This is a genomic window from Alteromonas sp. 5NW40-0090, from assembly GCF_057552975.1.
The window spans coordinates 111,180-132,150 of sequence record NZ_BAAJLT010000006.1 but is presented as its reverse complement, the minus strand read 5'-3'; the positions used below and the strand labels follow the sequence as shown (position 1 = coordinate 132,150).

The window sequence follows — 20,971 nt, the reverse complement described above, 5'->3', positions numbered from 1 at the left end:
GTATTATAATTTTGTCTTCCAATAACAAGAAAATTAGTTAAATTATGAAAACGTTATCCCTGCTCTGTGGCGCGGCTGCACTCGCGTTTAGTACTTCAATGTTACCTACACCGGTTTCAGCAGCTCAGACCCTTTATAAGCCTTTTCCAGCAGATGTTATGCCATCGCTAAGCGAGAAAGGCGCTCACGTTGTTGGCGTAAAAACCATTGAAGCGACTTACCCAGAAAAAGTGAAAGATATTGCTGGGAATGATGTCGAACGTAAATTGACGCTAGAGGTTTGGTATCCAGCTTCAAGTGCTGCCGAAACGGCAACGTATGTAAATGAAACGCGAAGTGGTCAGGTATTTGAAATTGAGGGCGATGCAAGCCGCGATGCGCCAATTGCTAAAGCGGGTTCTGATTACCCGGTGGTAGTTATATCTCACGGCTATACCGGCTATCGCACGCTTATGTATTATTTAGGTGAACACCTTGCGTCTCATGGCTATGTGGTTGCGGCTATCGACCATACAGACTCCACAAACAAAGATGTTAATTTTGCGGAAAATCCGTATTCAGGCTTTCCTAGTACGTTGTTGAATCGCTCTCGGGACCAAGTGCTAACCCTGAACAGCATCAGCGAACATGAATTTTTTAAAAACAGTGTTGATGCAAGCAAAGCAGGGGTGATTGGTTATTCCATGGGAGGCTATGGTGCGGTAAGTACCGTCGGTGGTTGCTATGCATTTAACGATCAAACAGCAGCCACTTTCACCGGCACACAAGACCCTAAAGTGGCAGCCCTTATCAAAGACGCACTTAATACTTGCGCAGGTGGCGAAGAAAGTAGCAAGGATGTACTCCCAGCTTGGAAAGCAGCGTTAGCGCTTGCTCCATGGGGCGGGCAACATCAGCTCTTTGACGTTGAATCACTTAATAATATTGAGGTACCTGTTCTTTATGTGGCGGGTGATAACGACGATGTTTCTGGTTACGACGGTATTAAATGGTTATTCGAAAATACCGGCAGTGAAGGCTCTAAGCTACTTACTGTTAAAAACGCTCGTCATAATGTCGCACCTCACCCCGCCCCTAAAGAAGCCTATGGCAGCGAGTTTGATTTGGGCAGCTACATTGAGCCTGCGTGGGAAGTGCAAAAGCTGAACGCTATTAATGAGCACTTCGCGTTGGCGCTTATGAACTGTCACGTGAAAGGTTTAAAAGATGATTGTGAATACCTGAACGTGAGTGGCAGTAGTGCCCAAGTACCCGTAGATGGCAAAAAGCCAGAGCCTTGGAAAGGGTTTGATGATCGCTGGGCGTTAGGCCTTGAGATGGAAGGTAAGTAAGCACTAAAAAAAGCGAGCGGCGGTGTCGTACCGCATAGCTCGCTTACTCTAATTTTCCTTAGGCAGAGCTTAGAAAGCCATAGCGTTTAGAAAACTACAGGGCTTTAACAGTATAAATCAGGGCTGTTTGTGGGAAGAGTACCGGCAGCTGCATACCGTATTTCATCAAGACTTCGCCAGAAAACACTTGCCCGTCTGTTTGTTGCAAAATAGACGGGGTGTATTCTTTTAGCTTTTCAGGCCATACGCGTTCGATGGTGTATTGCTTGTTAGCATCAAGCCCTGCGAAGTAGAAACGGTTAGGCGTAGTGCGTACGGTTTCTGTAACACTGTTATATGCAAAAATACCTTCCTGCTTGTCTTTCGACACATAACCAAATCTTACATTCATGCCGTCGTCATCCATGCGGAAAAGGTCTCCGCCGTGGGTAATGTGACGATAATTCTTATAAAGCGAAATGGCGTCTGTTAGCACTTTTTGCTCGTGGTCTGTGAGTTCACGTGGGTCCATTTCTATGCCCATATGACCAAACAAAGCGACCGCAGAACGAATTTCGATAGGTAGGTTTCTACCCGTAATATGGCAATCGCGCGGACCTACGTGGGCGCCCATGACTTCAGAGGGGAAGAAGTAAGAGCAGCCGCGCTGAATATATAAACGGTCTAATGCGTCGTTAGAGTCCGACGTCCAGAAGCGATCTGTGTGTGGCAATATGCCCAAATCTACACGTCCGCCGCCCGAGCAACAGCTTTCTATTTCAATGCCTGGCTTTGCTGCTTTTACGCGGTCAATCAAACCGTAAAGTGCTGCCATTTGGCCGTGCATTGCCGGTTTGCCTTGAAGGTTACCTGGGTGGTTTACGTCGCGGTTCATGTCCCATTTGATGTAGCTAATTTTTGGATAGGCTTTTAGTACATCAGTAATCACTTTATACAGGTACTCAACGACTTCTGGGTTGGTCAGATCTAGAACGTATTGGTTTCTAAATGGCACATGAGGGTTGTTTTCAGTTTGAAGTGCCCATTCAGGATGTGCGCGGTACAGGTCGCTGTCAGGGTTTACCATTTCTGGCTCAAACCAAATGCCGAATTCCATGCCAAGGCCAGTAACATGGTCAATGAGTCCGTCTAGTCCTTCAGGGTATATGGCCTCATCGACAAACCAGTCACCAAGCCCAGCTTTGTCGTTTCTGCGGCCTTTAAACCAACCATCGTCTAATACGAAGCGCTCAATACCTAGCGGCGCTACCTTGTCAGCCAAGGCTTTAAGTTCGTCTTCGTTATGATCGAAGTAAATTCCTTCCCACGTGTTGTAGTGAACTGGGCGAGGCTTAGACTCAGCGCTATGGTTTAGCACATTGCTACGTATAAAATTGTGGAACTGTTGCGATAGGGATGAGAAACCGTCACAGCCATAGCCGGTATAAAGCACCGGAGATGTGTAGCTGTCCCCTGCATCAAGTACCACTTCACCAGGAAACAGTAATTCACCGAACTGAACGTAGCTTCTGCCATCAGCCATGAGTTCGGCGCGAAGCTTATGGTTTGCTGAAGCGCCAAGGTGGTAACCAAAGCACTCGCCGTTAAGCTCGCCTGTTCCAACTGGAAATGCAATTAAACCGGGAAAAGTATCGTGAGAGGTTTTGCCACGACGGTTTTCACGTACATAACTTCCAAAGAATAAGTCGTGATCTTTGGTCTGAAACTCAGCAGACCAACGACCTTCGAATGTTTTAATTTTACTAACCGTTGTAGGAAGTGGAAGACTAGCGGCATTCAAGTAGTTGAGGTTTAGTGCGCTACTGCCGGTGTTTTCTAGACGAGAAACATATTTTACAACGCTGGTCGCGGTATCAAGCTCTACACTTGTGATAAGGCGCATACCGCGATGTGCATCTTCAGCAATGAAGGCAACCGATTGACCGTCTTGATTTATCTCTACTAAGCAAAAGCCTGCTGACCACTGGTCAGCATCACCGGAAACTTCAAGGCCTGGCTGTCCTGTCCAACCTTCACCATGGGTAGGCACTAAAGTAATTGGTGGCTCTATTACTGGCGCACACTTAGCTTCTTGGCGTGTGTTTAAAACGCTAAGCATTTCAGGCGTAGTGCTGTCACTCAATGGCGCACCATAGTAAATGACTTTTGGCATACGACCCTGACAGTCGAATATTAAGGTGACTTTTTCGTTCGACAGGCGTACGAATTGAGAAAGTGACGACATAAAAACCTCAGCGTTAATAAAACGTAAATTAGGTGGTGGTACAACTTTTTTACAACGTAAGCAGTGTCTTCTTACGCCATAGTTTCGCATATTAAATCACGTTCACTATACCTATTCTACAATTTTAGGGTAAACGTTTTACTTTCAATGGTAGTCTGCATTGTGAAGGAAATGAAGTCTGACCAATAGTCGTAAAATATAGATGATATTAATTGTTAAAAACAAAAAAGGATGTCAAAAGACATCCTTTTTCAAGATGTTACTAATTTGTTAGGCTTCTTTTTTATAAAGCTCTAACGAAAACTCTGCCTTTTGGTTAAACACCGCGCGGTTCACAATAAGCGCAAATGCGACACAGCCAATAAGAGTTGCGAACATTAGGTGTATGTAATGAAGGCCAAATGGTGCATACAGAGGTGAAGCTTCAAAGCTCATTAATGCGTAAATTGAAACGCCGAACAACACTGCACCAATGGCTGCGAATGCATGCACGTTTCTAAACAGTAAGCCAACAATGAATACCGAAAGAATCGGCATGCTTAATAAACCGTACAGCTTCTGGACCAGGTTAATAATACTATCAGCTTGTTGGTATACAGGAATTAGCGCAAGCGATACTAAACACAATAAAACCGTAACGTAGCCGCTTAACTTAGGTACGTTTGGCGTTTTATTGATGTAGCTTTCGTGAATGTCGCAAACATAAAGGGCTGTTGCAGAGTTTAGGTTACTGTTAAACGTGGTTAACACCGCAGCTGCCATGGCCGCTGCGAATACGCCTGATAGCCAATCGGGCAATACCGTTGCCACGATTTTCCCGTAAGCACTATCACCAATATCACCAAATAGCTTGTATGAGACGATACCTGGAATAACGATAATAGCAGGCACAATCAGCAAGCGAATGCCGGCTGCAGCGAATACGCCTTTCTGCGCTTCTTTCAACGACGGTGCCGCCATTGCGCGCTGAGTAATTACCTGGTTAGTACCCCAGTAAAACATTTGGATAAAGATCATACCGGTAAGTAAGGTGTGCCAAGGGATCGGTGACTCATCATCGCCAATTAGAGTAAGTCGTTCTTGTGGAATGCCGTCAAAGTTATAGTCGATGGCCTGAAGCGCAAGAATAACCACCAGTACTGCCATGGTCAAAAGCAGCACGCCTGAGTAGGTATCAGACACTGCTACTGCGCGAAGGCCGCCGAAGATAGCGTAAAGAGCACCAACGATAACGAAGATAACTGCGATGTACATTAGCGGCAGTTCAACGTTAAACATAGACTGCATGAACAAAGAACCCGAATAAATTACCGCCGGGCAAAAAATTAAAGCACTGCCTGCGAAGAAGAGCGCGCTAATAACCGCACGAATGTGTTTATCGTGATAGCGCTGCTCTAGAAGTTCCGTGGTTGTTGTGCACTTGAATCGGTAGTACACTGGCAAAAATACTTTTGCCAGAACGAAAAGGCCTACTACCGCTGCGAGCTCCCATAGGGCCAACAAGGCCATTTGGTTACCGTTCATACCTACAAGCTGATCGGTACTTAAGTTGGTGAGCGTGATACTACCTGCAACGAAATACCAAGCTAGACCGCCGCCTGCAAGAAAGTATTCGCGGTTTTGGTTTTGGGCATTTCTATTTTGTCCGCGACAACTTAAATAGGTAAGAAAACCAATTAAAGCAGTCACAAAGACAAAAACAGACACCTGAATAGTGCTGGAAAACATGTTTTACTCCTAGAGGACAGTTATGACTTGCTGGTTTCGAACTTAATGTTGTTTACAGCGCGATCAGGGAATTTAATGTTGTGAAGACGAATAACGCGGTTCACTTGCAAAATAGAGCCAAGAATATTGAACAGCACGTTGAGTAGGCCTTTTTGGTTTAGATTCGCCAGTTCGTCCGCTGTTAGATTCTGCAAGCGCTGTTCGTTTACTGTTGCTAATCCACCCACCCGCTGGCTGGTGTTGTCCTTGAACTCTATAATCAAGTCAACAGAATGAATAAGTCCCATCTCGCTAATTTGATTCATCATTACAGCGGTTTGCTGCATGGCGGTAACGCGCTCATCTAACAGTTTCTTCTTGTTATCAAGGTACGCAGTAGGGCGCTTTGAAGACAAAAAGAGTGCTTCACCGTTTTGAGAAGAAACAGCTGGCGAGTCCACATCAACTAAAACTTCTTGCTGCTGAGCATCATTTCCCAATCGCACAATAAAAGGTAAGGTGCGAAGACTGAGCGGTGTATAGTGACCAAGCCACGTGCCTTGCGTTTCAAATACGTTTTCTTGGGGAGCTAGGCCGCACAGCGCTGAAATAGTCCAATATTGTGCTTCAGAAGATTTACTGAAAAACAGAGGGAAGTCGCTAGATGCTTGTACGGCTTCCTTTATCTCAATATTGAGAAGATGAAATTTCGAATAAGTACTAGCAAGCTTGCTCTCGTCAATAGCAAGAGTGCTGTGGGTATCAGCCGATAAGGTTTCAAATTTTGGCATATTATAGTTCTCGTTAGCTTGCCAACCACTGCTCAATGTAGTCGCGGTGATTAGGTAAGCTGCTTAGTTTTTGCTGGGTGATAAGCTGATTTTGCTGGATGACCTTATCAGCTAAGTCACGTTCGTTGTAGAAATGAGATTGCAAAGAAAAGTCTGGAGAAAATCCCATTCCATATAGTACGTACTGATAGCTGGCGGCAGGGAATAGCTCTATTGCCGCTGAAAAATCAGCAATTTGTGGGCCGCGATACTTCCATATTTCCAAATCTTCTTTTAATGAGTCGGGAATAGTTGAAGGATCGCGATTGGCAACCCAGTAAGGTTCACTGCGTTGATTAAAAATATAGTGAAGTTTCAAGAAGTCGATAATGCGCTGCCAGCGATAGTTCATTTGCTTGTTAAAGCGCTGGCTAACGATAGGCATCGCTGATTCTGGCAGCGGCATTTGCTCTGCAATATAACGTGCTGAAATCTCAATAAGCATAAGGGCTGTTGCCTCTAATGGCTCTACAAATCCTGCGGATAGACCTACGCCAATGCAGTTACCTTTCCAAATGCGCTTCTTATAACCAGAGTTAAAGCGAATTGTGCGCGCTTTCAAATCACCGTGCTCGTCGCCTACGTATTGACGCAATACTTCTTCAGCACGTTCGTCGGTAGTAAACTCGGTTGAGTAAACATGGCCTACACCTCTTCTTGAAGACAAACCAATATCCCAAATCCAGCCTGCTTCTTGTGCTGTTGCTTGGGTATAGGGCTTTATTTCGAAGTTTTCCTCGTGGGGTACATGAAGGGCAAGGGCAGAGTTATTGAATAGCACGTCGTCTGTGGAGACAACGCTTTCACCGAGAGTTTCGCCAAGCAATAGTGAGCGAAAACCAGAACAGTCGACAAATAAATCGGCGTTTAAACCCATGCCGTTATTAAGAGTAATGCTTTCGATATGTTCGTTTGAGGTTGCAGCTACGCTTTCTACAGTGGCAACGATGTGCTTAACCCCAAGCTTCGTTTTACTAAAGTCTCGTAACATGTCAGCAAATGCGCCAGCATCTAAATGGTATGCATAGTTCGACTGTGCGCTGCTGTATTCTTGTTCGCTAAGTGTGCGAGGTGCCATATTGCGCTCACACACGTGCTGCTGAAAGTTTGTAGCGTTCGCAAAGTTTGCAATGTCACCTACGTAGGGTGCCATCTCAACGCGACCATAACCTAGCGGAACGGTAAACGGGTGGTAATAAAAGTCGCCGTCACCATTTACCCAATTTACAAACTTACCGCCCTGCTTAAATGCAGCGCTACAGCGCCTAAATACTTCTTTTTCAGATAAGCCAATGTCTTTAAGCGTGTTGCGCATGGTTGGCCAGGTTCCTTCACCCACGCCAACGGTAGGGATGTCACTGGATTCCACTAAAGTAATGTCTAAGCCACATTCACCCATTGCTACCTTGTGTTTAGCTGCGACGATGGCGGCTGTAAGCCAGCCAGCGGTCCCGCCACCTACGATGACAATACTTTGTTTTTGGGATTTATTAGATGAATGGTTCATGAAACAACACTGCTTAAATGGAATTACGACTGTTTTCTACATTTATCCATAAACGTACTCGTTTTGCCAATAGGCTTGTGGATAAATGGCAGGGTTTTACCCCTGCCAAAACACACACAAATCTTAGAATGAGCCTCGGATACCTACAGAGTAGCGAGCACCATTGTCTTCAATTGAGTAAATTTGGTCTGGGAAGCGACCAATCTGCGTAAGTTCTTCTTCCGTTACGTTAATACCTTCAACGAATACGGTTAGGTGTTCATTGATGTCGTAACTTGCACTAACATCCCACTGACCATAGGTTTCAGTAGTGGTTGGTTCGCCTGATAAACCATTATCAAGTGCGAATAGGAAAGACTCACGGTTGTTAAACGCTACACGAGCTTGGAACGCATCGCGCTCGTAAAACACGATAAGGTTTTGTGAATCGCCAAGCCCTTCCAATGCAAACGTTTGGCTAGTATCACCAGATACTTCCGCATCACTGTTAACTACAGTAGCGTTAGCCGTTACACCAAAGCCGTTATCCCATACGTGAGTAATCGCTACTTCATAACCATTTACTGTAGCCGTTTCGCCATTTTGCGGTCGAGTAACGGTATAAACTTCATTTGCACCGTTAAGTTCTTCAGTGTCAGCTACTACATCGCGGTCAGGGTCTTGTGGATCAAGCGAAACGCCTGGCGCACAATCTGCTGCTGCACAGCGGAAGTCTCCTGGTAGACGGTCGGTCATTGTGTAAGTTTCTGCGCCTGAAAGCGTAACAATGAAGTCTTCTACTTCTTTGCTAAATACTGCAAACGAGAACACTGAGTCATCGCTGTAGTACCACTCAAACGACAGGTCCCAGTTTTCTGCACTAAATGGCTTAAGGTTAGGGTTACCACCACTTGCTTGAAGGTTTTGACGGCGAGGTTCACCAAATGTAGTTGCCGGAGACATCTGCGACATAGTCGGGCGAGTTAGAGAGTCGTAGCGCGAGAAGCGCACAATCATGTCTTCTTGTACTTCTAACTTAACGTTCAAGCTAGGTAAAAGGTTAGAATACGATGTAGTGCCTGTAATATTCTCCGCTGGAGCAAATACGTTTGAAAACAGGGTCAAGTCAGTAGTTGGAACGATATCCGAAACAAATGCTTGTACTGCTGAGACAGCCACGTTTGTCTCTTCATAACGTGCACCAAAATTCATGGTTAATGGCATATCACCAATGTCATAACCAAATTCGAACTGTGCATAAAGTGCAGTGACTTCTTCTTCAATGTTGTAGTAGTTGTTTTGCAACGTTGGCGTTACTGGAGCACCTTGAGAGGCAAGGTAGTCTAGATACGCATCACCATCATATGTATACCAAGTGTCAATCAGACCGCTGAAGAAGTTGTTTGCAGTAAACGGGCGAATGTTCAACTCATCAATTGGCGCTTCTGTGCCATAACCACAGAACGCACATTGTGACGCAAACTCTTGGAATACGAATTTTTCGCGCTCAGAGCGCAAGATACCAAAATCCACTTTACGGAAAACGTCAGAATCAGCTAAATAAGTGAAATCTGCTTTGTATTCTGTTACTTCGTCTTCAGACGCTACCACGTTACCTAGGTCATTATAGTGAAGGCGGTTTAGAGAAATGTCAGGTAATTGACCATTGCCAAAACCATCGTGAATAACAGTCGGTGTGCTCCCAGTGCCGTCAAACTCGTAGTTGTTAATAATACCAACTACATTGAAGCGACCTTTACCACCAATATCGTTTTCAGCTTCAGATGTTGAAACGTCGAAGGTTGCAGAAAGGGCGTCAGTTACTTGCCAATCAACATTTAAGCCGAACCCTTTGTTAGTTACATCACGTACACCACGTGTTGATGATACAAAGTCAGAAGCAGGGTTACCGCTACCTTGGTGTAAGTCAATTTCTTGCGTAAATTGGATAGCAGTGCCGTATTCAGAAATGGTTGCAGAACCTACACGGTCTGGCTCAAACCATGACGCTAAGTCAGTAACTTGCGAATCAATTTCAAACTTAGACACGAAGCCGTCTAACGTAATGGTAACATCATCAGAAGGTGCGAACTGCGCAACAAGTGATGCATTAGTACGTGTTCTGTCTTGTTGGTCAACAACCTGATCCCAGTTACGAGGAAGGTATACATTCGAAGCAATTACACCGTCATTTCTGTTCGACAGCGTCAGACCTGGTCGCCAGCCCGCTGTTTGAATGCGGTTGATCTGAACTTCACGCTCTTGGTGTGATACCGCTAGAAGTAAACCAAACTTATCGTCGGCAAACGTATTGCTTACTAGGAATGAGGCTTGCGGTGATGTTTCTTCTGAAAGCGTCTCGTACATTCCTTTCAGGCTACCAACCGCCTGGAAACCGTCATAGTCGAACGGGCGAGCAGTAGAAACGTTGATGGTAGAGCCGATACCACCTGATTGAAGGTTTGCAACGCCACTCTTGTAGATATTTGCGCCAGTAATTTGGTCAGCAGCAAGTACATCAAAGTTAAATGCACGCCCAGCATCGTCTGAAGCAAGTTGGCGACCGTTAACAAGTACCGTGTTAAATTGAGGACCAAAACCACGTACTGTTACTTGCTGGCCTTCACCACCGTTACGGTCAATAGAAACACCAGTGATACGCTGAAGTGATTCAGCAACGTTGAGATCAGGAAACTTACCTAAATCTTCTGCTGCGATACCGTCTGAAACAGCTAAGTTTTCTTTCTTATCAGACATTGCTCTTTTCAAGCTGCTTACAATGCCGCGGACTTCAATAACTTCAACAGGTGCATCGTTTACATTCTGCGCGTCAGCGTCTTGCGAAAATGCAACCGGTGCGTGTAGGGCAGAGGCGATAGCAACACCTAAAAGTGAGCGTTTAGCAATTGGGCCTATCTGTGATGTGTTAATTTTATGTGTCACTGTGTTTTCTCCGTGAGTAGGCTACGTTTTAACGTACTTTGCACTTAAATTACGTTTTTAGTATGTGCGGATCAAGCTTATTAACATTACTTTTACACATTTAACGTTATATTTTCTCGATTATTATTTGTAACTTTATGAAAAATATAAGTTTTCCTTATTAAGGTAAAAGGTGAAACGTTTACCTTAAATCCAATACTAGCACAAAATGACAATGTAATTACAATGTTATAAAAATTTTTTTTGTATAAAAAAAGTGCGGAATATAACCGCACTTTATTAACAATAAGAAATATAAGAGAAAATTAGCTACAGCGGATACGGTCCACAGCGGCTTTCCAGCCATCGTAAGCCTGATCGCGTTCTTGTTTTGATAAGCGCGGAGTGAAAACGCTATCACTCTTCCAACAATGGGTTAAATCGTCGATTGAATTGAAGACGCCAGCCTGTAATCCTGCTAGGAAAGCTGCACCTAGCGCAGTAGTTTCTGTAATTTCAGGGCGTTCTACTTCAGCCCCTAAAATGTCTGACAAGAAGCCCATAACCCAGTCATTGCGAGACATGCCTCCATCTACACGAATGGTCGTTGGACGCGCTCCGTCGCTTTCCATAGCCTTTTGAAGATCTTTAGTTTGATAGCAAACTGATTGCAGGCCCGCCGCAACAATTTCACTGATCCCCGTATCCCGAGTTAGTCCTAAAATAGCGCCGCGGGCATCTGGGTCCCAATATGGCGCGCCTAGCCCCGTAAATGCAGGTACTAAAAAGACGCCGTTGTCTCGTCTAGCACGTTGCGCTAAGGCCTCTGATTCTGCAGCATCATCAATTAACTTAAGTCCGTCACGTAGCCACTGAACGGTGGCGCCAGCCATGAAAATACTACCTTCAAGTGCGTAGGTCGTTTTCCCTTCAAGGCGGTAACCTACTGTTGTCAGTAGTCGGTTTTTCGACTGAAGTGGTGCGTCGCCGGTGTTAAGGATCATAAAGCATCCGGTTCCGTATGTACTTTTCGCCATGCCTTTTTCGAAGCACGCCTGACCAACCAAAGCAGCCTGCTGATCACCAGCTACACCCTGAATAGGAATAGCTTTGCCGATAATATCTTCTTTTATTACCCCAAAATCTGCGGCACAGTCCATAACCTCCGGCAACATAGAAGCTGGGATATTAAATTTATTGAGTAGCTTTTTATCCCAACACTGATTATGAATATCAAACAACATGGTTCGAGACGCATTTGTTGCGTCCGTTTTATGTGATTCACCGCCCGTTAAGCGCCAAATTAAATACGTATCCACGGTACCAAACAGAAGCTCGCCATTTTCTGCTTTCTCTCGGGCGCCCTCGACGTTATCAAGTATCCATGCGACTTTGGTTGCTGAGAAGTAAGGGTCTAGTAAAAGCCCTGTCGACTCTGTTATATACGAAACGAACTCTTCGTCTTCGCTGAAATCGCGACAGTATTGAGCAGTACGCCTGTCTTGCCAGACAATTGCAGGGTATATCGGCTTACCTGTAATTTTGTTCCAAACTAACGTTGTTTCTCGTTGGTTTGTTATACCAATGGAGGCTATGTCAGACGGCGTTAAATTACACTTATCAAAAACTTCCTTCAGAGTTGAGACAACGCTTTCCCAAATTTCCTCAGGGTCATGTTCAACCCAACCATCCTTAGGATATTTTTGCGAAAATTCCTGTTGAGCAATGGCTTCTATACTGCCTTTCGGAGAAAAAATAATGCTGCGAGAGCTTGTTGTGCCTTGGTCAATGGCAAGAATATGTTGTCCCATAAGGTCACTCCTGAAGATGATTTTTCATAGAGTTTGCATCATTTACAGATGTTTAACAACGGCATATTTTCGAAAACGAACATTTGCTTTTCGTTTTATCGTGGGAACTTCTTCTTTAAGCACGTATAATCAATATCGATTTTTACTTTGAGGATGTGTGATGAACCAAACGCAACGACACGAAAAAATTGTTGGGCTAATAAAGCAACAGGGCTTTATGTCTATTGATGATTTGGTGAGTGCTTGCGACGTTACACCTCAGACAATTCGAAGAGATTTAAATCAACTGGCTGATGCTGGTGTAGTCAGTCGTTATCACGGCGGCGCGGGTTTAAATCGCAGTTGGGAAAACACGCCCTATCAAGAACGTAAAACCCAAAATAGTGAAGTAAAAGAAAAAATTGCTGAAGCGGTTGCGGCAATGATACCTGATGGAGCGTCTTTATTTATCAACATCGGTACGACTACCGAACTTATCGCAACTAAGTTGCTGAACCACAAAAACCTACATGTTGTAACGAACAATATACATGTGGCGACTATTTTATCTGCCAAAGAAGACTTCTCGGTCATCATCGCGGCGGGAGAAGTTCGTTACCGAGACGGCGGTATAATTGGTGAAGCAACCTGTGACTTTATCAGTCAGTTTCGAATGGACTACGGCATTATTGGTATAAGTGGCATAAGTTCAGACGGTGCTTTATTAGACTTTGACTTTAGAGAAGTGAAAGTTTCCCAAGCTATTTTAGACCATACTCAACACGTCATTCTTGCGGCCGACTACAGCAAATTCGAACGTCGCGCTATGGTTGAACAAGGCCATATTTCACAAGTAGATTGCTTGGTTTGTGATAAAACGCCGCCTGCTAGCATAAGTAAAATTATTAAAGAAAATAATATCACTTTTGTAAAAGCGTGATGTTAACCTTCGTGTGTATTAACTGACGTGGTCATAACTACACCGTAACTTCGCCTATTCTTATTTTTTGGGCCGATAGTTTAAACTTACCTATATCCACGCAAGTTATCTGACTAACCCTTGTCTTACTCATCTACATGACATTTTTATCAAACAGTAAGTTTCCAAATGTGAACCATGTCCATCATTACTCGCCTTGGTGTTCACTTGCCTAAAAAAATAGCGAACGGCGTGGGCATTTAATTTTCTTTAATGTTCGATTATGTTCGTTTTGTGTTGACATGTTTTCTTTTTGGTTGTCAAATAGCCAGTAATAAAGTGCAAGCAAATGTTAAGAGCAGCAGAGGCAAACTATGAGTCACAACAATGAATCTGAAAAAACAGTCGACGTTTTGGTTGTCGGCGGAGGCGTCAATGGCGTTGGCGTTGCGCTTGACGCAGCGGGTCGCGGCCTTTCAGTAGCATTGTGTGAAAAGGGCGATTTGGGCGGTGCAACGTCTTCTTCAAGTAGTAAGCTTATCCATGGTGGCCTCAGATATTTGGAACATTACGAATTCCGCCTAGTAAAAGAGGCATTAGCGGAAAGGGAAGTGTTGCTTAAAAAGGCACCCCATATCATGTGGCCGCTGCGCTTTCGTCTGCCACATCAAAAGCACCTACGCCCAGCTTGGATGATTCGAATCGGATTATTTTTATATGACTCTTTAGCAAAACGTAACATGCTGCCACGTTCGCGTAAGCTTTCTACAACGAGCGAAAGCCCACTAGTTAGCGATATTACAACCTGTTTTGAATATTCTGACGGCTGGGTAGACGATGCACGTTTAGTGGTGTTGAACGCGCTGGCCGCACAAGATCAAGGCGCACAAATTTTTACCCGTACAGAATGCGTTAAAGCTGAAAAGCAAGACAATCTGTGGAGTATTGAACTTAAAACGGCAATGGGGAAAACGTTTACCATAAAGGCGAAGTCTATTGTGAATGCTGCAGGCCCATGGGCGGTATCGTTCTTAGATAGATTAGTAAATGTTAACAACCCAAATGCTATGCGTATGGTGAAAGGAAGTCACTTCATCGTACCCAAACTTTACGATACCGATGAAGCATACATTCTTCAAAATAAAGACGGGCGCATTGTATTTGTTATTCCTTATGAAGGGGACTTTTCGTTAGTTGGAACTACCGATGAGGACTTTAAAGGCAATCCATCAGACGCTGCAATTTCAGATGAGGAGACCGAATATCTGATAGATGTGGTAAACACGTACTTTAAGTCAAAAATTACCCGAAGCGATATCGTTCATTCTTATAGTGGTGTAAGGCCGTTATTAGAAGAAAAAAATGCGTCCGCACAAGAGCTCACGCGCGATTATAAAGTAGAATTAAAAGGTGAAACGGGTAAGCCTGTGCTGCTCAACATTTTTGGTGGAAAAATTACTACCTACAGAAAACTTGCTGAGCATGCGGTTGATAAGCTTGTTTCTTGTTTCCCTAAAGCAAAAAAGGCGTGGACAAAAGAAGTGCCTCTGCCTGGAGGTGCATTTGAAAGTCAAAGCGCCTTAGTCAAGCAACTGACTAATGAATTTCCATGGCTAAAAAATAACATTGCCGAGCGTTATGCACGTCAATATGGAGTATTAAGCTATAAATTCCTCAAAGGGAGAGCTTCAGCTGACGATATGGGCGTAGACTTTGGCGCGGGCATGTACAGCGCGGAAGTAGACTATCTAATTGAGTGTGAATGGGCGTGTACACTAGAAGATGTTATCTGGCGCAGAACAAAGCATGGCCTGCGTTTAAGTGAAGAACAACAAGTAGCGCTATCCCAATATATCGATCAGAAAGTGAATTTGTCTGCTAATGAAAGGCAAACTGCCGATCCGGTATTAGCTAGCGCCTAGTATCGTGACTTTGGGTCTGTAATTAAATATGGTAACTATGAAGCCATGTTAGTAACAGGTCTAAAAAATTTAGTGCAATAGCAAATTTTAGCGGCTTGTAGACTCGCAAATTCGAATTAAGTGAAGTAATCATGAACAGGGATGTTTTAAGCAACAGTAAGCCAAAAGAAGTGGTTTTTATTCGCCATGGGAAGCCACTTTCTGCTCACAACGAAAAAGTGAATGCAGCAGAGTATGCAAACTGGGTGCGTAATTACAATAAGTCTCCCTTAGATCCCGCCAGTCAACCAAAACAAATAACGCATCTTAACAATAGCTATATTGCTGTGAGTCCGCTTTTAAGAGCAAAGCTAACCGCGGCTCACTATGGCGTAACTTCAATAGATGAAGAGCTACCATATCTAAAGGAAATGGATATTCCCTATTATAAGCTGCCTTTCACTTTACGTAGTTGGCACTGGGTTTTGTTAAGCAGAGCCCTTTGGTTTATGGGAACTAAAGGCCGCTTCGAAAGCTTCAAATTTGCCAAGCAAAGGGTGGAAAAACTTGCCACGCATATTGATGACATAAGCAGTAATCACCCTCGAGTTGTATTATTCGGACATGGTATGACGAACTACTTCACGCGAAAAGCATTGATAAAAAAAGGCTGGCAGCTAAAAGAGAAAGATAGCGATTTCTGGGGAGTAACAATTTTGCAAAAAGTAGTTTGTAAAAGGTAGGCTAACACAACCCGACCATTACGGGTTATAAGCTCCTACGTTTTAGTAGGGTTTAACCTATTCTTTTAAGACACTTTAATTTTCCTTTCAAATGCCGATAACGTAGCAATGTTGCAGGGCAACTATTGGTTGTTATATCAACTTAATGTAATGTATGCAGCGAACAAAGCCGGCCCTAAATAGAGATTTATTACTTCAGTTTAGGCTGAGGAAGCACGAATGAATAACAACAAAAAAGATTCAGATACTACTAAAAACCTTATAAAAGCATCGATTGCATTGGTTTTTGCCATTTCATTGGGCCTGGCAATAAACTTTTTTCACATCGGTGAAGAAGATACAACGGTAAAGGCGCTAACAGACCAGTTCGATACGTTTAAACGTCACGTTGTTTCTTCTCATTGGCAATGGCGAGTCCGTCAACCTACCACAATGATCATGCTCATACATTATGACGACTCAGGCAGCGAAATAAACCGAACGCCAGTACGTATGAATCACAATGGGTGGCCAACAGCGGATTTGTCTGATGTGGGATGTGAGAAAATTTGGCAATCAGTAGTTGCATCTCCGCTTCGCGTGGATGGCTTTAAAATTCACGCGAGGTATTACGCAGAGTTAGATGTCGATGAAGACAACTATTGGTGCCGCTACAGCTTAAGTAAAGGAACTTACTTCGACTATTACCCAGCAAGTGGTTCAGTTACGCCTTTAAAAGACTAATAAGGTCTTCATATCCATACATATTAATATAAATATTCCCCTATGTAGGTATTTGTTCTATTTAGATAATTAGTCTACTTTTGAGTTAGCGCCATGTCACAATCTGGCACCTTAAGGTATTGTTGATAATAAGATAATACTCGACACTAACGAATTAAGTAGACATATGCTATCTGGCTTATTCTCATCTCAAAAGAACGTTGCATCGCCCACAGTAGGTGTTTCTGTGAGTGCGAAAGAACTGCATATTACCGCTATTAGTCATGGCGACAGTGGCTATGTTTTAAGTTCTGTAACCTCTGTTCCTTTTGACAATCGCCAACCTTTCGAAAAGCAAGTTTGCAACGCATTGCGTGATTTTGAAAAAGAAGGGTGTCGGGTGTCTGTTGTGCTTTCGCAAGATATGTATCACATGGTGCAGGTAGAAAAGCCTGATTTACCAGATGAGGATATCACTACCGCATTGCCCTGGACGCTAGGTGAACTTGTACCTTTTAACTCAGACAATATTGTCTTGGACTATGTTGATTACCCGGTACAAACAAGAACTGGCGGAAAGAAAATTGATGTATTTGCCGCTGAAAAGTCGCCACTTTCTGCTTTAGTGCAAAGTATGGAAAAAGCGAAAAACGTTAAGCTTACCCATATTCATGCCAAAGAAGTCTTGGCAACAGAAATGGTGCCAGACGATGATTACGCGCGACTACTGATTATTCAAGAGCCCAATAGCGAACCGTTTCTAATGATTGTACGTTCTCGTGCAATTTGGTTAGCACGACGTTTACGAGGCTTTGTGAACAAAGCCAATGCGCAACAAGACTTAGCACAGTTAAGCGATATGCTTGGTCTAGAAATCCAACGTTCAATGGATTTCTATGAATCACAGTTAAAACAACCGCCGCTTAAAGAGATCTTATTTAGAACACAGTTCGATTGCGAACCTGTCATAGAACGTTTAAAGCCCTTCCAGCCTGCGGCAATGAATGTACTTGTTCCGCAGCTTGATTTAGCTGACGTTGTCGACTCCACTTGTCACTTTGCTTTGGCAAGTGCGCTTGTTGCCGCGAGGGATGCACAGTGAAACGTTCCATAAATCTTTACCATCCGTCTCTTAAGCCGAAAAAAGAGCGCTTACCTTTATCAAAAGTGTTGTGGGTGAACGGCTTAGCGTTTGGCGTAATGCTTATTGCTGTTGTTGCTTTAAACGTGCTTTTAACCGCGAAGCAAGAAAAAATACAGCAGCAAACGGCGTTAACTAGCCAAATTAATAACGAAATTAAAGCGCTTAATGACGCGCTAGAGAAAAAACGAGATACCAAAACGCTGCAACAGCAGCTTGAGCAAGTGAATGCCAAGATTCAAAACAGAAAGCAGTTGCTTGCCTATTTAGAAAGTGGAGAGCTGTCTTTTGACGCAACCAAGTATGGCGAAGTGATGGACGATTTAGCTGATTATCACAACCAAAACCTTTGGCTTACTAGCATCAATATAGACACCCAGAAAATTCGTCTGTCGGGGCAAACGATAGCACCGTCGTCGATACCTGTTTGGCTTAAAAAATTGCAGCAGTCACCTTTCTTCCAAGGCAAGACATTCTCGTCAGTGAAGTTTGACGAAGTGGACGGGGATGAAAGCGTGAAGCAATTTTTACTATCAACCGATTTTGAAGGGGAAGCTGATGAATCAGTATCAACAGCTCTCTGATAAGTTCTCTGCTTTAGAAAAGAGAGAAAAGCAGCTTATCTTGTGGGTGAGCTTTGGTCTTATTGTTTACTTGTTTTTCTGGTTCGGCATATCGCCCGCGCTAGATGGCATGTCTGGTGCAGATAAAACCCTTACTCGAAAAGAAAGTGAATACAAAGCACTGGTTATTCAACGCGACGCAATTCAACAAGCACTAACCGTTGACTACACCCAGCGTATGCAACAGGAACTGGATAGCGCAAGAAAAGCGCTGTTGGATGTCGACAATTCACTGCTTTCGTTGAATGAAGGTTTCGTGGCTGCAGACAGAATGCCTGAGTTGCTAATGACGCTTTTAAATGAAGAAAATAACGTACGTTTAGTTAACTTCAATGTAGAGCCTACTCAAATCATTCGATTTGGTGACGGTGAATCGCAGAGTACATCGTTTTACCGCCACAATATGCGCTTAATTATCGAAGGAAGTTATTTCGATTTGCGCAGTTATCTAGCGCGTCTTCAAGCCGCACCTGAAAAAGTCATCGTAACTGACTTTGCTTATAACGTTGACGAGTATCCCAATGCATCACTTACGTTAGGGTTAGCGACAGTAAGTAACAATGCAACTTTCATTTCGCTTTAAGGAGAATGGGTAACGTTATGAGATTCGTTGTTCTAAGTTTGGTGGTGATGGGGAGCGCTTTAAAGCCTGCAGTTGCTGCAGTCGACCCAACCAAACCTGCTCTGGTCAAAGGAATAAGTGCAAGCGAGAGTAATCTTGTTGATGGCGAGTTGGCGTTGCAGTCAATTTTCAAACGAAGCTCTGGGTACAGCGCAATTATCTCTGGCAAATCTTATCGAGAGGGTGACACGCTCAACGAGTTCACTGTGTCTAAAATTCACCCTAAACACGTGATTATAACTGACGGTCGTCAGCAGAAAATACTAAGAATGTATGCATATGAAATTAAAAAATAGCCTTATTTCTAACGCACTGGTCCTAGCTGCGGCGTTTGTTATCGCGGGTTGTCAAACCTATGGTGTTGGCGAGGAAGTTAAGCCGCATATTCGCGACGAACTCAATCGTTCGCAGAATGTGCCAGTTAGTAAGCCCACACCTCCGCCACAGTTAAACCAAGAATTGCTGTCAGAAGTAGCGCGTTATCAATCGCTACCGGCTCCTACCTCTCAGAAAATGTTTGCGGTATCTGCCAACAATGTAGATGTTCGCCCTTTCTTTGATGCGCTAGTGGAAGATACGCCTTATAGCGTGGCCGTACACCCAGCTGTGTCAGGGCAAATCAGCTTAACGCTTAAAGACGTAGCGCTTGATGACGTGCTTACGATTATTTCTAGAATGTATCCGCTGGATGTATTTTTAGAAGGTAAGGTCATCCAAGTTATGCCGTCTCAGTTAAAGACAGAATCTATCCCGGTAAACTTCCTTATGATCAAGCGTTTTGGCGTATCGAACGTAAGTGTTATAGCGGGTGGCGTTAGCGAGCAAGATCAAAATAACGGCGGTAACAACGGCGGTATTAACGGTAACAACAATATCAGCGGCAACGCTTTGGGCGGTCAGGGTGGTTTTGGTGGCCAAGGTGGTCTTGGCGGTAACAATATACAGCAGCTAAACGGTTCAAACATTCAAACCACCAGTGAAAATGATTTCTGGAGTGACTTGAAAGAAGCGTTAAAAGTTTTGGTTTCACCCACTGAAGGTCGTCAGGTTGTGGTTTCACCGCAGGCCGGGTTAGTAACGGTTCGAGCGCTGCCAAGCGAAATTGCCGTGGTTAAAGATTTCTTGAATCAGAGCCAAGAAAGCCTGCAACGCCAGGTAGTGCTTGAGGCACGTATCATTGAGGTCACACTTAACGATGGCTATCAACAGGGCGTTAGATGGGATCGAATAGCAAGCGGCTTAACAGGTAGTCTAAATTTTGGATTTAGTGGCGGCGCACTTGCTTCTAATTTTGCCGCAAACACCGCAGCCGGTATAGACCCCGCTATTAATGCAGTAAATGCAATTGGCAATACTATCTCTACCGATATCGGGGGGGTATCAACGTTGCGCATATCCCGAGGCGACTTTGATGGTGTTATTAATATGCTGCAAACCCAGGGTGACGTACAAATGCTTAGTAACCCTCGTGTAACGGTTACTAACAACCAGAAAGCGGTGATTAAAGTAGGGCAAGACGAATACTTCGTTACTGACGTTTCTACTAGTGAAGATCAAAGTACAACAAGTACTGAAAATGAAAATGACATCGAACTCACGCCCTTCTTCTCTGGTATTGCTTTGGATGTAACACCACAAATAGACAGAAGTGGTTCTGTGATCCTGCATGTTCACCCGTCTGTAACCGAAACGGCGGAGCAGACAAAGGTTATCCAAGTAGGTGATCAACAAATATTGTTACCGCTTGCGCAAAGTAATATTCGCGAATCAGATACCGTGATACGTGCCCGCGACGGTGAGATTGTAGTGATAGGCGGTTTAATGGAAACGGTTACCAGCGAACAAGAATCCAAAACTCCTTTATTAGGCGATATACCTATTATCGGTAATGCGTTTAAGAACAAAGCGAAAACCCAGAGCAAGCGCGAACTAGTCATCCTTATTCGCCCTTCTGTGGTACAGCCTGATACGTGGGAAAAGCAACGCCTGCGCACTCAGTCTCTACTTGACCAATGGTATAGAAACTAGTT

The 20,971-nt window shown here is 44.0% G+C and carries 16 protein-coding genes; 10 read left to right on the top strand and 6 right to left on the bottom strand.

Annotated features, from left to right (window positions below; genetic code table 11):
- Positions 1-44 precede the first annotated feature (44 nt).
- Complete coding sequence (locus tag AC27KT_RS09120) at positions 45-1,331, top strand: alpha/beta hydrolase family protein (protein ID WP_487129254.1); 1,287 nt, start codon at positions 45-47, stop codon at positions 1,329-1,331.
- A gap of 94 nt (positions 1,332-1,425) precedes the next feature.
- On the opposite strand, the gene AC27KT_RS09115 is transcribed toward AC27KT_RS09120, so the two are convergent.
- The 6 genes from AC27KT_RS09115 to glpK form a co-directional block, all read right to left on the bottom strand.
- Positions 1,426-3,555: an alpha-galactosidase gene (locus AC27KT_RS09115; protein WP_487129252.1), complete on the bottom strand. Its 2,130-nt coding sequence runs from the start codon at positions 3,553-3,555 to the stop codon at positions 1,426-1,428.
- Between the two features lie 270 nt (positions 3,556-3,825).
- Positions 3,826-5,283: an SLC5 family protein gene (locus AC27KT_RS09110; RefSeq protein ID WP_487129250.1), complete on the bottom strand. Its 1,458-nt coding sequence runs from the start codon at positions 5,281-5,283 to the stop codon at positions 3,826-3,828.
- A 20-nt stretch (positions 5,284-5,303) separates the two neighbouring features.
- Entirely contained in the window at positions 5,304-6,053 is a 750-nt protein-coding gene (locus AC27KT_RS09105) for a SapC family protein (protein WP_487129248.1), read from the bottom strand.
- Positions 6,054-6,066: 13 nt separating this feature from the next.
- Complete coding sequence (locus AC27KT_RS09100) at positions 6,067-7,599, bottom strand: tryptophan halogenase family protein (RefSeq protein ID WP_487129246.1); 1,533 nt, start codon at positions 7,597-7,599, stop codon at positions 6,067-6,069.
- Positions 7,600-7,722: 123 nt separating this feature from the next.
- Positions 7,723-10,521, bottom strand: a complete 2,799-nt coding sequence (locus tag AC27KT_RS09095; protein ID WP_487129244.1) for a TonB-dependent receptor — start codon at positions 10,519-10,521, stop codon at positions 7,723-7,725.
- Between the two features lie 305 nt (positions 10,522-10,826).
- Positions 10,827-12,311: a glycerol kinase GlpK gene (glpK, locus tag AC27KT_RS09090; RefSeq protein ID WP_487129242.1), complete on the bottom strand. Its 1,485-nt coding sequence runs from the start codon at positions 12,309-12,311 to the stop codon at positions 10,827-10,829.
- Between the two features lie 160 nt (positions 12,312-12,471).
- Between glpK and AC27KT_RS09085 the strand changes: the two genes are divergently transcribed.
- From AC27KT_RS09085 to mshL, 9 genes are all read left to right on the top strand, one after another.
- Positions 12,472-13,230 (top strand): DeoR/GlpR family transcriptional regulator, encoded by a 759-nt coding sequence (locus AC27KT_RS09085; protein ID WP_487129240.1) that lies wholly within the window; start codon positions 12,472-12,474, stop codon positions 13,228-13,230.
- A 353-nt stretch (positions 13,231-13,583) separates the two neighbouring features.
- On the top strand, positions 13,584-15,131 hold the full coding sequence (glpD, locus tag AC27KT_RS09080) for a glycerol-3-phosphate dehydrogenase (RefSeq protein ID WP_487129238.1): 1,548 nt from the start codon (positions 13,584-13,586) through the stop codon (positions 15,129-15,131).
- 131 nt (positions 15,132-15,262) lie between these two features.
- Positions 15,263-15,853: a phosphoglycerate mutase family protein gene (locus AC27KT_RS09075; RefSeq protein ID WP_487129236.1), complete on the top strand. Its 591-nt coding sequence runs from the start codon at positions 15,263-15,265 to the stop codon at positions 15,851-15,853.
- A 219-nt stretch (positions 15,854-16,072) separates the two neighbouring features.
- Complete coding sequence (locus AC27KT_RS09070) at positions 16,073-16,576, top strand: hypothetical protein (RefSeq protein WP_487129234.1); 504 nt, start codon at positions 16,073-16,075, stop codon at positions 16,574-16,576.
- Positions 16,577-16,742: 166 nt separating this feature from the next.
- Positions 16,743-17,657, top strand: a complete 915-nt coding sequence (locus AC27KT_RS09065; protein ID WP_487129232.1) for an agglutinin biogenesis protein MshI — start codon at positions 16,743-16,745, stop codon at positions 17,655-17,657.
- Complete coding sequence (locus AC27KT_RS09060; protein ID WP_487129230.1) at positions 17,654-18,280, top strand: PilN domain-containing protein; 627 nt, start codon at positions 17,654-17,656, stop codon at positions 18,278-18,280. The genes AC27KT_RS09065 and AC27KT_RS09060 overlap by 4 nt, the downstream gene beginning before the upstream one ends.
- Positions 18,255-18,902: an agglutinin biogenesis protein MshJ gene (locus AC27KT_RS09055; protein WP_487129228.1), complete on the top strand. Its 648-nt coding sequence runs from the start codon at positions 18,255-18,257 to the stop codon at positions 18,900-18,902. The genes AC27KT_RS09060 and AC27KT_RS09055 overlap by 26 nt, the downstream gene beginning before the upstream one ends.
- A 17-nt stretch (positions 18,903-18,919) precedes the next feature.
- Positions 18,920-19,237, top strand: a complete 318-nt coding sequence (locus AC27KT_RS09050; protein WP_487129226.1) for an agglutinin biogenesis protein MshK — start codon at positions 18,920-18,922, stop codon at positions 19,235-19,237.
- Positions 19,221-20,969 carry a pilus (MSHA type) biogenesis protein MshL gene (gene mshL, locus AC27KT_RS09045; protein ID WP_136783097.1) on the top strand — a complete coding sequence of 583 codons (1,749 nt, stop codon included), beginning with the start codon at positions 19,221-19,223 and terminating at the stop codon, positions 20,967-20,969. The genes AC27KT_RS09050 and mshL overlap by 17 nt, the downstream gene beginning before the upstream one ends.
- Positions 20,970-20,971 lie beyond the last annotated feature (2 nt).

Excerpts from the sequence above, each read along its gene's own strand:
- AC27KT_RS09120 (WP_487129254.1), top strand. The coding sequence starts at position 45 with ATGAAAACGTTATCCCTGCTCTGTGGCGCGGCTGCACTCGCGTTTAGT.
- AC27KT_RS09115 (WP_487129252.1), bottom strand. The coding sequence starts at position 3,555 with ATGTCGTCACTTTCTCAATTCGTACGCCTGTCGAACGAAAAAGTCACC.
- AC27KT_RS09110 (WP_487129250.1), bottom strand. The coding sequence starts at position 5,283 with ATGTTTTCCAGCACTATTCAGGTGTCTGTTTTTGTCTTTGTGACTGCT.
- AC27KT_RS09105 (WP_487129248.1), bottom strand. The coding sequence starts at position 6,053 with ATGCCAAAATTTGAAACCTTATCGGCTGATACCCACAGCACTCTTGCT.
- AC27KT_RS09100 (WP_487129246.1), bottom strand. The coding sequence starts at position 7,599 with ATGAACCATTCATCTAATAAATCCCAAAAACAAAGTATTGTCATCGTA.
- glpK (WP_487129242.1), bottom strand. The coding sequence starts at position 12,311 with ATGGGACAACATATTCTTGCCATTGACCAAGGCACAACAAGCTCTCGC.
- AC27KT_RS09085 (WP_487129240.1), top strand. The coding sequence starts at position 12,472 with ATGAACCAAACGCAACGACACGAAAAAATTGTTGGGCTAATAAAGCAA.
- glpD (WP_487129238.1), top strand. The coding sequence starts at position 13,584 with ATGAGTCACAACAATGAATCTGAAAAAACAGTCGACGTTTTGGTTGTC.
- AC27KT_RS09075 (WP_487129236.1), top strand. The coding sequence starts at position 15,263 with ATGAACAGGGATGTTTTAAGCAACAGTAAGCCAAAAGAAGTGGTTTTT.
- AC27KT_RS09070 (WP_487129234.1), top strand. The coding sequence starts at position 16,073 with ATGAATAACAACAAAAAAGATTCAGATACTACTAAAAACCTTATAAAA.
- AC27KT_RS09065 (WP_487129232.1), top strand. The coding sequence starts at position 16,743 with ATGCTATCTGGCTTATTCTCATCTCAAAAGAACGTTGCATCGCCCACA.
- AC27KT_RS09055 (WP_487129228.1), top strand. The coding sequence starts at position 18,255 with ATGAATCAGTATCAACAGCTCTCTGATAAGTTCTCTGCTTTAGAAAAG.
- AC27KT_RS09050 (WP_487129226.1), top strand. The coding sequence starts at position 18,920 with ATGAGATTCGTTGTTCTAAGTTTGGTGGTGATGGGGAGCGCTTTAAAG.
- mshL (WP_136783097.1), top strand. The coding sequence starts at position 19,221 with ATGAAATTAAAAAATAGCCTTATTTCTAACGCACTGGTCCTAGCTGCG.